Annotated in this window: 12 protein-coding genes; 5 read left to right on the top strand and 7 right to left on the bottom strand. The window is 58.3% G+C overall.

What is annotated here, in order from left to right:
* Positions 1-49: 49 nt before the first annotated feature.
* The 5 genes from ribF (at position 50) to ispH (ending at position 5,780) form a co-directional block, all read left to right on the top strand.
* Complete coding sequence (ribF, locus tag HNP49_RS12940) at positions 50-985, top strand: bifunctional riboflavin kinase/FAD synthetase (RefSeq protein ID WP_184683860.1); 936 nt, start codon at positions 50-52, stop codon at positions 983-985.
* 18 nt (positions 986-1,003) lie between these two features.
* A complete protein-coding gene (gene ileS, locus HNP49_RS12935) occupies positions 1,004-3,835 on the top strand; it encodes an isoleucine--tRNA ligase (protein WP_184683858.1) in 2,832 nt (943 codons plus the stop codon).
* Positions 3,828-4,337, top strand: a complete 510-nt coding sequence (gene lspA, locus HNP49_RS12930) for a signal peptidase II (protein ID WP_184683856.1) — start codon at positions 3,828-3,830, stop codon at positions 4,335-4,337. Before ileS ends, lspA begins: the two co-directional genes overlap by 8 nt.
* A complete protein-coding gene (locus tag HNP49_RS12925; protein ID WP_184683855.1) occupies positions 4,330-4,767 on the top strand; it encodes a peptidylprolyl isomerase in 438 nt (145 codons plus the stop codon). The genes lspA and HNP49_RS12925 overlap by 8 nt, the downstream gene beginning before the upstream one ends.
* A 68-nt stretch (positions 4,768-4,835) precedes the next feature.
* On the top strand, positions 4,836-5,780 hold the full coding sequence (gene ispH / locus HNP49_RS12920) for a 4-hydroxy-3-methylbut-2-enyl diphosphate reductase (protein WP_184683853.1): 945 nt from the start codon (positions 4,836-4,838) through the stop codon (positions 5,778-5,780).
* A 66-nt stretch (positions 5,781-5,846) separates the two neighbouring features.
* Here the strand turns inward: ispH and HNP49_RS12915 are convergent, their stop codons facing one another.
* The 7 genes from HNP49_RS12915 to HNP49_RS19000 all read right to left on the bottom strand — a co-directional run bounded on the left by HNP49_RS12915 (position 5,847) and on the right by HNP49_RS19000 (position 14,121).
* Positions 5,847-6,308 (bottom strand): type IV pilin protein, encoded by a 462-nt coding sequence (locus HNP49_RS12915; RefSeq protein WP_184683851.1) that lies wholly within the window; start codon positions 6,306-6,308, stop codon positions 5,847-5,849.
* 2 nt (positions 6,309-6,310) lie between these two features.
* Positions 6,311-11,101, bottom strand: coding sequence for a pilus assembly protein (locus HNP49_RS12910; protein WP_184683849.1), 4,791 nt, complete (start codon positions 11,099-11,101; stop codon positions 6,311-6,313).
* A 21-nt stretch (positions 11,102-11,122) separates the two neighbouring features.
* Positions 11,123-11,596 (bottom strand): PilX N-terminal domain-containing pilus assembly protein, encoded by a 474-nt coding sequence (locus HNP49_RS12905; protein ID WP_184683847.1) that lies wholly within the window; start codon positions 11,594-11,596, stop codon positions 11,123-11,125.
* Complete coding sequence (locus tag HNP49_RS12900; RefSeq protein WP_184683845.1) at positions 11,593-12,618, bottom strand: PilW family protein; 1,026 nt, start codon at positions 12,616-12,618, stop codon at positions 11,593-11,595. The genes HNP49_RS12905 and HNP49_RS12900 overlap by 4 nt, the downstream gene beginning before the upstream one ends.
* Positions 12,615-13,088 carry a type IV pilus modification protein PilV gene (gene pilV / locus HNP49_RS12895; protein ID WP_184683843.1) on the bottom strand — a complete coding sequence of 158 codons (474 nt, stop codon included), beginning with the start codon at positions 13,086-13,088 and terminating at the stop codon, positions 12,615-12,617. Before pilV ends, HNP49_RS12900 begins: the two co-directional genes overlap by 4 nt.
* Entirely contained in the window at positions 13,085-13,624 is a 540-nt protein-coding gene (locus HNP49_RS12890; protein WP_184683842.1) for a GspH/FimT family pseudopilin, read from the bottom strand. The genes pilV and HNP49_RS12890 overlap by 4 nt, the downstream gene beginning before the upstream one ends.
* A gap of 101 nt (positions 13,625-13,725) precedes the next feature.
* A complete protein-coding gene (locus HNP49_RS19000; protein WP_409372551.1) occupies positions 13,726-14,121 on the bottom strand; it encodes a GspH/FimT family protein in 396 nt (131 codons plus the stop codon).
* Positions 14,122-14,232: the final 111 nt, after the last annotated feature.

Genomic DNA, 14,232 nt, shown 5'->3' with positions numbered 1-14,232 from the left:
GCGCGTGGCTGTGGGTATAATCGACCACTTTTTAAGCAAGTAGCCTGATATGCAGCTGGTCAGAGGTTTGCACAATCTGAAGCCCGCGCTCCGCGGCTGTGTGGCCACCATCGGTAATTTCGATGGGGTGCACCGTGGGCATCAGGCTATTTTGCAGCGTCTGCGCGAGCGCGCTGCCGAGCTGCGGCTGCCCAGTTGTGTGGTGATTTTCGAGCCGCAGCCACGCGAATTCTTTGCTCCTGACAATGCGCCGGTGCGCCTGTCGCGCTTGCGCGACAAGCTTGAGCTGCTGGCGGCTGCCGGTGTCGACCGGGTGCTGTGTCTGGCCTTCAATCGTCGTCTGCGTGAGCTGTCGGCTGCCGACTTTGTGCGTACCGTGCTGGTCGAGGGGTTGGGTGTGCAGCATCTGGAAGTTGGCGATGACTTCCGTTTTGGCTGTGACCGCGCCGGTGATTTCTCCTTTCTGGAACAGGCCGGCCGGCAATTCGGCTTCAGTGTCGAGGATGCCATTACCATCGAGCTGGACGGAGATCGGGTCAGCAGCACGCGGGTGCGCAACGCCGCGCAGGTGGCCGACTTTGCCCTGGCCCAGCAGTTGCTGGGGCGTCCGTTCAGCATCAGCGGGCGTGTTCTGCATGGCCAGAAACTGGGTCGCCAGCTCGGGACACCCACCGCCAATGTGCAGCTCAAGCGCCGTCGTGCCCCGCTCAACGGGGTGTATCTGGTCAGCGTCGAGCTGGATGGGCGCGTGCAGCCGGGCGTGGCCAATATCGGCATGCGTCCGACGGTGGCCGGTGACGGCCGCGCACACCTGGAAGTACATTTGCTGGATTTTGCCGGTGACCTCTATGGTCGCCGGTTGACGGTGGTCTTCCACCAGAAGCTGCGGGATGAGCAGCGCTTTGCCTCGCTGGAGGCTCTCAAAGCGGCGATTGATGCCGATATCGCCAGTGCCCGCGCCTATTGGCAGCGCGCCAATTCCTGATCATGAGCCGGACCTAAGATGACCGATTACAAAGCGACCCTGAACCTGCCGGAAACGGCGTTCCCGATGAAGGCCGGCCTGCCACAGCGCGAGCCGGAAGCCCTCAAGCGCTGGGACGGCCTGGGCCTGTACCAGAAGCTGCGGCAGATTGGCGAGGGTCGCCCGAAGTTCGTCCTGCATGACGGCCCGCCCTATGCCAATGGCAACATCCACATCGGTCATGCGGTCAACAAGATCATCAAGGACATCATCATCCGCTCCAAGACCCTGTCCGGCTTCGATGCGCCCTATGTGCCTGGCTGGGACTGTCACGGTCTGCCGATCGAGCACAAGGTCGAAGTGACCCATGGCAAGCATCTGCCGGCCGACAAGACTCGCGAACTGTGCCGCGCCTATGCTGCCGAGCAGGTCGAAGGGCAGAAAGCCGACTTCATGCGTCTGGGTGTGCTGGGCGACTGGAGCAACCCCTACAAGACCATGGACTTTGCCAACGAGGCCGGTGAAATCCGTGCGCTGGCCGAGATGGTCAAGCAGGGCTTCGTGTTCAAGGGACTGAAGCCGGTGAACTGGTGCTTCGACTGTGGCTCGGCACTGGCCGAGGCCGAGGTGGAGTATCAGGATAAGAAGTCCGATGCCATTGATGTCGCCTTCATTGTCGAAGACGCCGACAAGCTGGCTGCGGCCTTCGGCCTGAGCGCGCTGAGCAAGCCGGTCGCCATTGTCATCTGGACCACCACGCCCTGGACCATTCCGGCCAACCAGGCGCTGAACGTTCACCCCGAGTTCACCTATGCCCTGGTTGACACTGGCGAGCGCCTACTGGTGCTGGCCGAGGAGCTGGTCGAGAGCTGCCTGCAGCGCTATGGCCTGAGTGGCGAGATCGTCGCCCGCGCCGAGGGCCGCTCGCTGGAGCTGATCCGCTTCCGCCATCCCTTCTATGAGCGCTTCTCGCCAGTCTACCTGGCTGAGTACGTCGAGTTGGGAGCGGGTACCGGTATCGTTCACTCGGCACCGGCCTATGGCGAGGACGACTTCCGTTCCTGCAAGCACTACGGCATGAGCAATGACGACATCCTCAGCCCGGTGCAGAGCAATGGCGTTTATGTGCCGGATCTGCCGTTCTTCGGCGGTCAGTTCATCTGGAAGGCCAACCCGCAGATTGTCGAGAAACTGCGTGAAGTCGGCGCGCTGCTCAGGCACGAAGGCATCCAGCACAGCTACATGCACTGCTGGCGCCACAAGACGCCGCTGATCTACCGCGCCACCGCGCAGTGGTTCGTCGGTATGGACACGCAGCCGCAGGCGGGCGCAAGCCTGCGCGAGCGTTCGCTGGCGGCCATCGAGCAGACCGAGTTCGTGCCTGCCTGGGGCCAGGCGCGCCTGCACGGCATGATCGCCGGTCGTCCGGACTGGTGCATCTCGCGCCAGCGTACCTGGGGCGTGCCGATTCCGTTCTTCCTGCACAAGCAGAGCGGCGAGCTGCACCCGCGTACCGTCGAGCTGATGGAGCAGGTCGCCCAGCGGGTGGAAGAGCAGGGCATCGAGGCCTGGTTCAAGCTGGATACGGCTGAGCTGCTCGGCGCCGAGGCCGCCGACTACGACAAGATCAGCGACACCCTGGATGTCTGGTTCGATTCCGGTACCACGCACTGGCATGTGATGCGTGGCTCGCACCCGATGGGCCACGGACAGGGGCCGCGCGCGGATCTCTATCTGGAAGGCTCCGACCAGCACCGTGGCTGGTTCCACTCCTCGCTGCTGACCGGTGCGGCGATCGATGGTCATGCCCCGTACAAGGCACTGCTGACCCACGGTTTTGTCGTTGACGAGAGTGGTCGCAAGATGTCCAAGTCGCTGGGCAACGTCATTGCCCCGCAGGAAGTGAACGACAGCCTGGGCGCTGACATTCTGCGTCTGTGGGTCTCGGCCACCGACTATTCGGGCGAGATGGCCGTTTCCAAGCAGATTCTGGAGCGCAGCGCTGACGCCTACCGGCGTATCCGCAATACCGCACGTTTCCTGCTGGCCAACCTCAATGGCTTCAATCCGGAGACCGACCTGCTGGCTGATGAGCAGATGCTGGCTCTGGACCGCTGGGCGGTGGATCGCGCCCTGCTGCTGCAGCGCGAGATCGAGGAGGCCTACAGCAGCTACCGCTTCTGGAATGTGTACTCCAAGGTGCACAACTTCTGCGTGCAGGAGCTGGGCGGCTTCTACCTCGACATCATCAAGGATCGCCAGTACACCACGGCGGCCAACAGCGTGGCGCGTCGTTCCTGTCAGACAGCGCTGTACCACATTGCCGAGGCGCTGGTGCGCTGGGTTGCACCGATCCTGGCCTTCACTGCCGAGGAAATCTGGCAGTTCCTGCCGGGCGAGCGCAACGAATCGGTGATGCTCAATACCTGGTACGCCGGGCTCAGCGAGCTGCCGGCCGACTGTGAGCTGGATCGCGCCTTCTGGGCGGACGTGATGGTGGTCAAGGTGGCGGTCAACAAGGAACTGGAGAATCTGCGCGCGGCCAAGGCCATCGGCGGCAACCTGCAGGCCGAAGTGACCCTGTTCGTGGATGATGAGCTGTCGACCAAACTGGCCAAACTGGGGGATGAGTTGCGCTTCGTGCTGATTACTTCCGCCGCCCAGCTCGCTCCGCTGAGCGCGGCTGACGCCGACGCCGTGGCGACCGACAATGCGGGCCTCAAGCTAAAGATCGTCAAGTCGGCGCATGCCAAGTGCGGTCGCTGCTGGCATCACCGTGCCGATGTAGGCACCCATGCCGCTCACCCGGAACTCTGTGGTCGCTGCATCGAGAATATTGATGGTGTCGGCGAGGTGCGTCAGCATGCCTGATGCTGCTCGCTTCGGTCGACTGCCCTGGTTGTGGGTCAGCGTACTGGTGTTTGTGCTGGATCAGGCGAGCAAGCTGTTCTTCGAGAACAGCCTGAGCCTGTACCAGCAGATTGTGGTCATTCCGGACTACTTCAGCTGGACCCTGGCTTACAACAAGGGCGCTGCTTTCAGCTTCCTGGCCAGCGAAAGTGGCTGGCAGCGCTGGTTCTTTGCCGCCATCGCGGTGGTGGTTAGTGTCGTGCTGGTGGTGTGGCTGAAACGCCTGAAAGCCCACGAAACCTGGCTTGCGCTGGCGCTGGCTCTCGTCCTCGGTGGCGCCATAGGCAACCTGTTTGACCGTGTGGTCTATGGCCATGTGATCGATTTCATTCTGGTGCATTGGCAGAGTCGCTGGTATTTCCCGGCGTTCAACCTGGCTGACAGCGCGATTACCCTGGGCGCGATTCTGCTGGCGCTGGATATGTTCAAACCGCAGAAATCCGGAGAACCGGCGCATGACTGAGCAACGCATTGGTGCGGCCACGCAAGTGACCCTGCATTTCGCCATCAAGCTGGACAACGGTGATGTGGTCGATAGCACCTTCGACAAGCAGCCGGCGACCTTCACGGTAGGCGATGGCAGCCTACTGCCTGGGTTCGAGCAGGCGCTCTACGGCCTTAAGGCCGGTGACAAGCGCAGCCTGCCGATCGGTCCTGAGCAGGGTTTCGGCCAGGGCAATCCGCAGAATATCCAGGTCATGCCGCGCGCCCAGTTTACCGACATGGAGCTGTCCGAAGGTCTGCTGATCATCTTCAATGATGCGGCCAATGCCGAGCTGCCGGGCGTGGTCAAGGCGTTTGACGCCAACCAGGTGACCATCGACTTCAATCATCCGCTGGCGGGCAAGGACCTGACCTTCGACGTCGAGATCATCGACGTCAACGCCGCCTGACCCTGTTGCCCCCGGCGTCTGTCGGGGGCACTCTAGTTCCCTCCTGTTTGCGCCTGTCCGAGACTTCCATGCACATCAAACTCGCCAACCCCCGTGGTTTCTGCGCCGGCGTCGACCGCGCGATCGAGATCGTCAACCGTGCGCTGGAAGTATTCGGGCCGCCGATCTACGTCCGTCACGAGGTGGTGCACAACAAATTCGTGGTCGAGGATTTGCGCGCCCGCGGTGCCGTATTCGTCGAAGAGCTGGATCAGGTGCCGGACAACGTCATCGTCATCTTCAGCGCCCATGGTGTTTCTCAGGCGGTACGTCAGGAAGCTGACCGGCGCGGGCTAAAGGTATTCGATGCGACCTGTCCGCTTGTGACCAAGGTGCATATGGAGGTGGCCCGTTATAGTCGTGACGGCTGTGAATGCATCCTGATTGGCCATGAGGGACATCCCGAAGTTGAAGGCACCATGGGGCAGTACGACCGGCGCAATGGTGGCGATATCTACCTAGTCGAAGACGAAGAGGACGTTGCTAATTTGGTGGTGCGCAATCCTCAGGAATTGGCCTTCGTCACCCAGACAACCCTCTCCATGGACGATACCAGCAAGGTCATTGATGCTCTGCGCTCCAAGTTCCCGAGTATCGGCGGCCCGCGTAAGGATGACATCTGCTATGCCACACAGAACCGCCAGGATGCGGTCAAGCAACTGGCTGCCGAGTGCGATGTGGTGCTGGTAGTTGGCAGTCCGAACAGCTCCAACTCCAACCGGCTGCGCGAACTGGCCGAGCGCCTGAATACCCCGGCTTATCTCATCGATGGTGCCGAGGATCTGCGCCAGGAGTGGTTCGAGGGCAAAGCGCGGATCGGCATCACCGCCGGAGCCTCCGCCCCGGAAGTGCTGGTTCAGGGCGTCATCAACCAGCTGCGTGAGTGGGGCGGGGATGTGGCGATTGAGTTGGAAGGCCGGCCGGAGAACGTGACGTTCTCGATGCCGAAGGAGCTGAGAGTCAAGACTCTTTAACATTCTTAAGGCACTGAAATGAAAAGGCCGCACTAAGTGCGGCCTTTTCATTTCTACGCGCCCTGTTTAAAGACCCGAGCACCTGTTTTGCCATACGTCCACGACCGATGGGGCATCGTTGGGCGGGTTGGCCAGGTCCCCAGCTGCGCCCTTGATGCCTACAGAATTCAAGGTCAGCGTGCCACGACCTGCCAGTCGCCCTGTTGCCGTCGGCGTTGCGGTGAGGGTGTAGCTGGTCGGAGTGGATGCAGTGATCGCAATGTTCATCTGCTTTCTTTCTCCATCCACAGGGCTGAAGGCATAACCCCCAAGGACGGCATCGCTTTCTGCAACCTCCGGGTAAGTATTGTTCTGGGCTCTGAATCGCTCCAATACATTGGCTGCACCGACCAGGGTGGCTTTGGCATCCTCGCAAGCAGCTTTGGTCAGGTAGCCCTGATAACTGGGTATGGCTATTGCCGCCAGTGTCCCAATCAAGGCTACCACTATCATCATCTCAATTAGAGTAAACCCCTTGTTTGTGGACATTATCATTTCTCATCAATCCAGTAAGTCGGCCCCACGGAAATGTCGACATCCATATCTTCGCATTCGGTTGCGTTACACAGGGATGCCTTCTTCTTGCCTTCGGGGAAAAGTGCGACAACGTCTGGTGGGATACCCGCAGTTTTGAGTGCTTTTACTCGGTCAAGTCGGTCAGGAGAACCATTGACACGTTGCTGAACTGGAGTGGCATCGAACAGATTGACTGCATAGGAACGGCCTGCCCCCTGAACGGCCTTGCAGGTCGTAGTGGGCTCGCTGTTGCCGGGTTCGTAGGTGCTGAAAAATACTTGGCCGGCAAAGGTCAGTGCGCGTGACAGCACTTTCTCGCCGTCGCGATCATCCAGTCGGATATACCATCCACCGGTGTTACTGCCAAATGCTGTTGCAGCGGCCGCCTTCTCGCTGGCGGTTCCCTCTTGAATCAGGTTCGCCGTGGCATCGTACATGTCTGATTCGCTGAGAATGCTATGAACGGCATTGGTGTCGATGATTGGTGTCCTGAATGAGTAGAAACGATCCTCGACGTTGGTATCCAGTGGGTGACCACGGAAGCCTGATCCAATATTGATGATAAGTGACTTGCCCGCGTTAACCGTCAGTAGGGCTACGTCGGGCTCGTTGTAGAAGCGGCGCAGCTTGCTCTTGAGCTGGGCGTCACTCTCCGAGCCAGAGTCGGCAGGGATGATGCTGGCAAAGACACCGTCATTCGTTGTGCCTGAGCCGCTGTCGAGTGGACTGACGATCGAACCAACAGCATTGCCGTTGTTGATGAAGAAGCGCCAGACCTGGCCGCCCATGTCGCCGATGAAGAATTGGTCGGCATAACCGTCACGGTTGATGTCGATCACCCGTAGACTGCCTGGCATGCTGTACTTCATCTTGGTCAGTTGCTGGTGCGACTGGGCGCTGGCGTTGGTGGCCTCGCTGCTGCCGGACCAGATCAACTGACCGGTTAGTGCGTTGACTATGTAAAGCGCATTGCCGTACTGATCTTGCGTTCTGGTGCTGCCAAAGGCCTTGCTGTCGCCATTCCAGTCGCGGATGCTGACATCATCTTGGGTCTCGTCATAACCGCCGGCGAACATGATGATCGGGGTTTCGGTGCTGCCGATCTTGATCTTGGTCACCACCGGGGTGGACCAAGTTTGCCCAAGCCTGGCAAAGCCTGGAGTGCTGGGGGTAAGGAACCAGCGCAGTTTTGGAGCGTTGGTGTCGGTTACGTCCAGTGAGTACAGGTTGCGCCCGCCACGGCCCATAGTCGCGTAGGCATAGACGAACTCGCCGGTGTTGAGTCCGCTCAGCAGTGCTGGTGTTGCACTCTCGGGGTTCTTGCCGCCATAGATCACGCCGTTCTTATTGATGTCGTTGACCCAGGTCACCACGGTGTTATCCATGCCGTATGGACGTGGGAACAAGCTAGTCGAGCGAACATTATCGCGTAGTTTGACCGAATTGCTCAGTAAGGTTTCAGGCATAAAGGCCATCTGTTCGACACCGCTGTTGGTGTCGAACGCCTGGACGTAGCCTTCGTTGGTGCCGACGAATACGCTCTGATCCTCGCTCGCGCAGGTCTTGTAGGTGGCGTCGGTGTAGCTGTTGCACCTATAGGTGACCAAGCGAGGTACTGAGTGGAGAGGGTCTCCTAGGGTCTTCCTCTCCGAGCTGGCGACATCGTCGTATCCACGCAGCCAGTTGATCAGGCTGTTGCGCTCAGCCGAACGGCCAGCCGTTAGGCCCAGCTTGTCGTAGGTGATGCCGGCATTGGCCGTGTTAAGCAGGTGCTGACTTGCCGTCAGCGTGACTGGACTGACCGGTGAGGCACCCAGGTAGGTATATACCTTGCGGGAGGCCGCTGCGGGCAGTTGGTTGGCTACGCCGCCTGCTGCCGTATTGTTGCCGTCTGCGGTGGCTGTCCAGAAACTGCGGGCATCGCTCTTGAAGAAGCCTGTATCGCCGTCGATGGCGCCCACACCGTCGGCATCGAGGATGATGTCGCCCTCGCCACTGTTGAGCGCGTAGCGTTTCACGTTGCCCAGCCAGCGGTTGGTTTCGCCGGGTTTGAACAGGGCGAAATATACCTCGTTCTTGTTGCTCTGGCGGTTGAACTGGTTAACCGTGGCGCCGGGGCTTACAAAGGTGGTGTCGGTGCTCAGCACGTCCTGAAGGATGGCGCTGAAGGCGGCCGACAGCTGGCTGGCGTTTTCGGCGGTATAGGCCTGCCCACCGCCGCTCTCGGCTAGGTCGTTCAGGAAGTCCTGCGCTACCGTGCTGGGAGCCAGTGCTCCCAGTGCGAAGCCAATAGTGTGGGTGGTGATGAAGTTGTCACCATCGAAGCTGGACTGATCAGTAAGGGCTGCCCATTCGGAAAGGCTGCGACCGCATTGCTCGTCTGAGTCGCTGGCATCACCTGTACAGGTTTCTCCAATTAGGCTGCCGATGGAGCTCTGCGCACCGTTGCCGTTGGCCTGGCCATCTGTGAGGATGACCATGTGAGTGGTCTGACAGGCGCTGGTGATAGGGCTGTCATAGCCTGTGCGGTTGCCGCGCAGGTAGCGAACGCCTTCGTTCATGGTGGGTACTATCGGTGTGCCATCGCCGGCCACCATGGACTGCACGAGTGCATTGAGATGGTTGCGTACTGTGTAGTCGGTGGAGGCCAGTCCGCCATTTGCGAGCTTGATCCGCAGCTTGATGGCTTGGGCGGGATTGCTTTCGTAGGCTTGGACTTCAAGGTTCGAGTCGGCGCCCTGTACTGACATGAAGGTTATGGCGTTGCCAGGGGCCCAGCCGCTGCGGTTGACGATGCCCTGCAGGCCAGCGGTCAGGGTGCTGTTGCTACAGCTGAAGGGTATTCCGGTGATCCAGCTGTCGATGACGCAGGTGCTGTCGGTCGTGTCGTTTCTGTCGGTAATGTCATCGTCATTCGAGGTGAATGGGGCCGAGTTGTCTGCACTTTCGAAGCGAATTGTGGTGCTGACATTGGCGCCTGCCACGGTATTGGCCGGGGTGAGGATGGCCTTGACGTCGAGAATGGTCGCGTTACGGACGATGGGCATGCCTTCGAAGCGAGCCGCGAAGCGGCTGCGGTCAACGGGCAGGGTGCTGCCACCGAGCACCATGTCGTCGTCGTTCTCTTCATAGGCATCGTTCTTGGCGCTGTTGACCGTGGCCTCGATGATCGGGTTGAGGCAGCCACCGCTGCCGCCTGTATAGGTGACTGTCAGCGTGGGCTGCAGCCCAGGTGCACCATCAATGCTGTGTGCGGTGCGGGAGCCGGTGCCGCCTGTTGGCTCTAGATAGAAGGCCATCGAGTTGTTGCCGCACCAGCTTGAGCGGTTGACCACCTCCTGAACCAGAGCGGTAACGGTGGGTCCTTCGATGTGCACTGGGGGGCTGGCGTTGGTCCAGGCGTCCGGTGCCCAGCTGACCATTGCGGCGGTTTTGCTCCGGCCGCCGCTAAGGTCGCTGCTATTGGTGAATACGCTGGCATCGTTGCTGCTTTCGGCCTTAATCGTGAAGGTCACTGGGTCCGAACTGGTGGTGGCAGGAACGAAATCAAGTCGTGCACCGGTAACTGTGGCGCCTTGGGGAATGCCGACATTCTGGAAGCGCAGTGCTCCCATGCGCGTTTCGTTATAAGTCGAGCTGCTGGTGTAATTGATACGCAGCTTTGGAGCATTGGCATTGCCGCTGCCGCAGTTGCGGGCACAGAAGGTGTAATCGGCATTGTTGGTGGCACGCACCTTGATTAGTACGTCGTCCAGCGGCAAGCCGTCGATGGCAAGCAGGTCCTTGATCACTTGCGTGATATCAATAGTTGCTGTCTGGGCGGAGTTCCAGCTATTGGGCTGCAGGGTTACTGTCGGCAGGAAGGTGCGGGCCCCCACCTGACTGCTGTCGTTCAGCGCCCCTGGAGCCTTGTTTCTCTCAATGCTGACCTGAACTGAGGGGCGAGTGCCCTGGGTATTGGTCGGACGAAGGTCGAGGTAAGCGGTGAAGTCTGCTGCCAGTCGGGCATTGGCAGGGATCGTGGTTGCATCCGAGTTGCGGACATCTCTGAAGTAGAGCAGTGAAGTAGCCCTGACGGGCGAGACGTAGACATCACTACCGGCGCGGAGATTGATGGTGTCTACGTCGTTGTTGGTGCAAACGGCGCCGCCTGGCCGGCTGTTGGGCTTGTCCATGCGACATGCATAGTCTTGTCCAGCGTTGGGCTTGATGAAGAATGCGTCGTTGTCCTCAAGTAGCTTGTTCGGGGCGTAGGGGACGGAGGTGACGTTGCTGATGTTGCCCATGAACAGCACGTCTTCGTTGATAACCGCATTGTTGCTGGTGTCAGTGCGCTCGGTGGCGTCATCGCCACTGACGATGATCTCCGGAGTGCTAGCTACCACTTCAGCCGAGTTGGGCATGGGGGTGTCGATGTTAGTTACCGGGTACACCATGCGACCGTCGTAGTTGGCGCGACTGTTGAGCACCATGATGCCCGCGTTGATGGCGCCCGCGCTGTTGATGATGCTCGAGAATGAGTTCTTGAGAATCTGCATGCGTGACAGTTCGGAGCCTGACGGGTTGGAGTTGCTGGAGGTGCGCCACTGCATGGAGCCGGAGTTGTCGAGGACGAACAACACATTAGGGCGAACCGACTCGTCGATGGCTGGGCCACCGAAGAAAATTTCAGTGTCGTCGGCGTAACTGATGGCACTCTGTAGGAGTAGCGCGCTCACCAGTGTGCTTAGCATAACCCGAGGGAAAACATGGATAGGCTTGTTCATGGTCGCTGTCCTCTCGAGTCGTCAGCGAATGATGCGGTCGCGGTAGCCCTGTAAATGACGGGCTGCTGCATTGTTGTTGGTGATCTGGCCTGCCGACGTAGCATTGGCGTCAAGGGTGCTGGTGCTGGTGAGGTCGTACATGATTGTTTCAGGCGTGCCACTGTTCACGCTTGCACTGCTTCCCTCGGCTAGTTGCGAGGTTGACTGCATGCGAGCTCGGATGCGTCGGGTTTCACTGCCATTTCCGTCTTCATACACCAGTTCTAGCAGTGCGTCGGCAGCAGGTGATCCGCCACTGGCAACGACATCAGTCATATTTTTAAGGCCGCTTTCCGCTGCCTGGAAGGCGATATTTGCCTCTTGTGCATTACCTGCCATTCGTTCCTGGAGGGAGGCTGTGCTTGAGGCCGTGATGGCCAGTATGGTGAGCAGCAGTAGCAGGATCAGGCTGATCACTAACACTGCGCCACGTTGTTGGCTGAAAGGGCTGCTCATGGACGATTTCTCACATCAATAACGCTGTTGAATACTCGCCGCAGCCTGCGATCTGCGGTGGCTGCAAGTGAGGTGTCTGCGCCAATGTTGGCAATAGGCAATGCTTGCGTATTGGTCTGATCTGTCACGTCAGTTTCGCTGGCCATTACAATGCTGATCTGGAGACGACTGATCGTACTACGAGTGTTGTCATCTAGATTGTCAGCATTAATCCAGCGGGTAACACCTCCAGACTCCACACCGTAGAGCACTTGGAAGTTGTCGACGCCAGCAATCAATGGATCGCCATTTTTATACAGTGTTGAGATGCCATTGCCTTGTGCATCTAAGTTGCTGGGGTCTGGTTGGACCACAAAGTTGTTTTCTCCAATGGTCAGGAATTGTGATCCCAAACCGGTGGGGAAACCATTCAGGTTGGGTGGTGCTCCTGCGTTCAGCCCCTGAAGTGATGTTATAGAGTACTTATCTGGCATGGCGGCATTGGTTGTCGCATCTGTGTTATTGCTGCGCGCAGAGGCTATACCAGTGAAAATCGCGACTTCGTGGCAGTTGGTGAGAATGAATTCGTAGCGATCGCCTGCAGTGAAGTTGATGTTGTTGCTAGTAATAAATGTTACTGAGCTTGCACTAATATTTGTTGCTCGCATGGTGACTGGCCGTGCATAGCGTACGACCAGTTTGTCGCTATCGGTGCCGTTCCCTTCGTGAGATTCGTCGTCTGTTGGTGAGTCATCCTGAGAGGGGGCGCCCATCGCGTCCAATGGAAAGGAGCTGCTGGAGTTGGCTCTGCTTTCGGCGCTGGGCATGGCGCAGCCTTGATAACTAGTTCGGCGCAGATCCTGTTTGAGAAGATCTAGAGCAATACGCCCGTTTTCTTGTAGGCGCGCTAGTGCTGAGTTGGCTTTGTCAGTGCTGTTAGAGTTTATGAAGAGTTGTAAAATGCCGAGTATCAGGAATGAGCTCAGCAGCAGGGAAATCATCAGCTCAATCAGCGACATGCCTGCTTGGTGAGCGCGCTTCATAGGTCAGCTCTCACAGTGAAAGAGTTGGTGATAGCTGCTTCAGCGTCAGTGGAAGCTGCTAGATTGGCGTCAGCCCAACTGATAGTGACGCTGTATTGATTATTGCCTGCGCGCTCAACACTGCCTTGTAGTCCGGCGTTGCCGAGTTCCACTTTCCACTCTCGGAGATCAAGTAATGCAGCGTTTGCTGCGCTGCATCCGTTTGCTTTGCAGCCTGGGTCATTCGGTGCGCCATCATCTGCGTCTGTTACGTAACTGTTGGAAGTGGTGGCCTGATCAACATTCAGGCGCATGCGCTCGATAATGTCATAAGCTAGCCAGCTTGCTTGGCTGCGAGTAGCTGCGCTCTGGTTGGATTTCATGCTTGTCAGCATCAGGCTGGCCATGCCAAACAGGCCGATTGCAAGGATCAGAAGAGCAACAAGAAGCTCGATCATGCTAAAGCCGTATTGTTTAGTATGCGCTTTCATGGGCAAACTCCGTCATCTGCCACCGTGTCGGCGTCGTTGTCGTCATAATTGCCTTGGTGTGTTCTACTCTGTCCGCTGGTGTTGATAAAAACTTGTCTGGAGTTGTTTACGCCGCGGTTGTCGCAAATGCGAAGTATCTGGACTCCGGTCATTGTGCCGTCGGTCAGATAGCGCAAGCTCCCATTTGCACCTCGAATCGTGATGGCGTCAGTAGTTGCAGGAATCACGCGAATCAGTTCGTCTGCGGTGGCTACGCCATTGCCATCTCGATTACGAAAAGCAATTACTCCTTGCTCCCAATTATTGGTGTCGCAGTTGGCCTGATCGGTGCTGCCGCAGACCAGAGTTTGTACCCTATTGGTGACAGCTTCGCTGCGGGCTATCTGCAGTAAGCCTTGCAATTCATTAGTCTTGGACGAGAGTCGACCGTTCGCCACTAAGTCGTTGTATTGCGGTATGCCAACACTAACGATCAAGGCAATGATTGCTATGACTATCATCAGCTCAATAAGGGTAAAGCCGCGGTTGTACTGCATGACGTGGATATCCTGTTGGTCCATCCTAAACCTACCGCACTGAAAGCATAAATCCAGTCAGCATGGACGGACGAGCCATTTCCTGCGACGAGTTGCCTGTGCTAGCAGCGAACCTGAAGGGGCATCCTCTGCAAGCGGGGTCGCCCTGTTGCGCTGAGCACGATTTGCTGAGATGGCCTGTCGCCTAGGCAAAGCGTCAGGGTGCCGTTGGTCGCGTGAGTTGTGCCATCGGGCATAAAGCTCAGATGTGCGGTTCTGCGAAAGCTGTTCCATTGCCACCAGCTGTTATCAGGAAGTCTGTGGCTATGTAGCAGCTGTTCACCTGTATCCAATTGGCCATTTAGGTTTGTGTCCGAAAATACGATGATAGAGCCGTGCCAGCTTCGTTGGGAGTTGCACGTGGACTGGCCGCTGCAGATCGACGTTGGTGTTCGTTGGTTAGCGGCATAATGGCGGGCAAGCTGCAGAGCACTGAGCAGTTGATGGGTGCATGCCATTTTCCTCCCATTCATCTGCCAAGTGGCGAAGGCGGGTATTCCCATTGTGATTGCAATAGCGCTCAAAGCAAGCGCTATGAGCAGCTCTGAAAGTGTGGTTCCCTTGCTCGG

Source organism: Pseudomonas fluvialis, assembly GCF_014207935.1.
GTDB lineage: Bacteria > Pseudomonadota > Gammaproteobacteria > Pseudomonadales > Pseudomonadaceae > Aquipseudomonas > Aquipseudomonas fluvialis_A.
This window is presented reverse-complemented; position numbering and strand designations above follow the sequence as displayed.

Bases quoted from the DNA above. Each gene is read 5' to 3' on its own strand.
- ribF (WP_184683860.1), top strand. From the start codon at position 50: ATGCAGCTGGTCAGAGGTTTGCACAATCTGAAGCCCGCGCTCCGCGGC.
- ileS (WP_184683858.1), top strand. From the start codon at position 1,004: ATGACCGATTACAAAGCGACCCTGAACCTGCCGGAAACGGCGTTCCCG.
- lspA (WP_184683856.1), top strand. From the start codon at position 3,828: ATGCCTGATGCTGCTCGCTTCGGTCGACTGCCCTGGTTGTGGGTCAGC.
- HNP49_RS12925 (WP_184683855.1), top strand. From the start codon at position 4,330: ATGACTGAGCAACGCATTGGTGCGGCCACGCAAGTGACCCTGCATTTC.
- ispH (WP_184683853.1), top strand. From the start codon at position 4,836: ATGCACATCAAACTCGCCAACCCCCGTGGTTTCTGCGCCGGCGTCGAC.
- HNP49_RS12915 (WP_184683851.1), bottom strand. From the start codon at position 6,308: ATGTCCACAAACAAGGGGTTTACTCTAATTGAGATGATGATAGTGGTA.
- HNP49_RS12910 (WP_184683849.1), bottom strand. From the start codon at position 11,101: ATGAACAAGCCTATCCATGTTTTCCCTCGGGTTATGCTAAGCACACTG.
- HNP49_RS12905 (WP_184683847.1), bottom strand. From the start codon at position 11,596: ATGAGCAGCCCTTTCAGCCAACAACGTGGCGCAGTGTTAGTGATCAGC.
- HNP49_RS12900 (WP_184683845.1), bottom strand. From the start codon at position 12,618: ATGAAGCGCGCTCACCAAGCAGGCATGTCGCTGATTGAGCTGATGATT.
- pilV (WP_184683843.1), bottom strand. From the start codon at position 13,088: ATGAAAGCGCATACTAAACAATACGGCTTTAGCATGATCGAGCTTCTT.
- HNP49_RS12890 (WP_184683842.1), bottom strand. From the start codon at position 13,624: ATGCAGTACAACCGCGGCTTTACCCTTATTGAGCTGATGATAGTCATA.
- HNP49_RS19000 (WP_409372551.1), bottom strand. From the start codon at position 14,121: ATGGCATGCACCCATCAACTGCTCAGTGCTCTGCAGCTTGCCCGCCAT.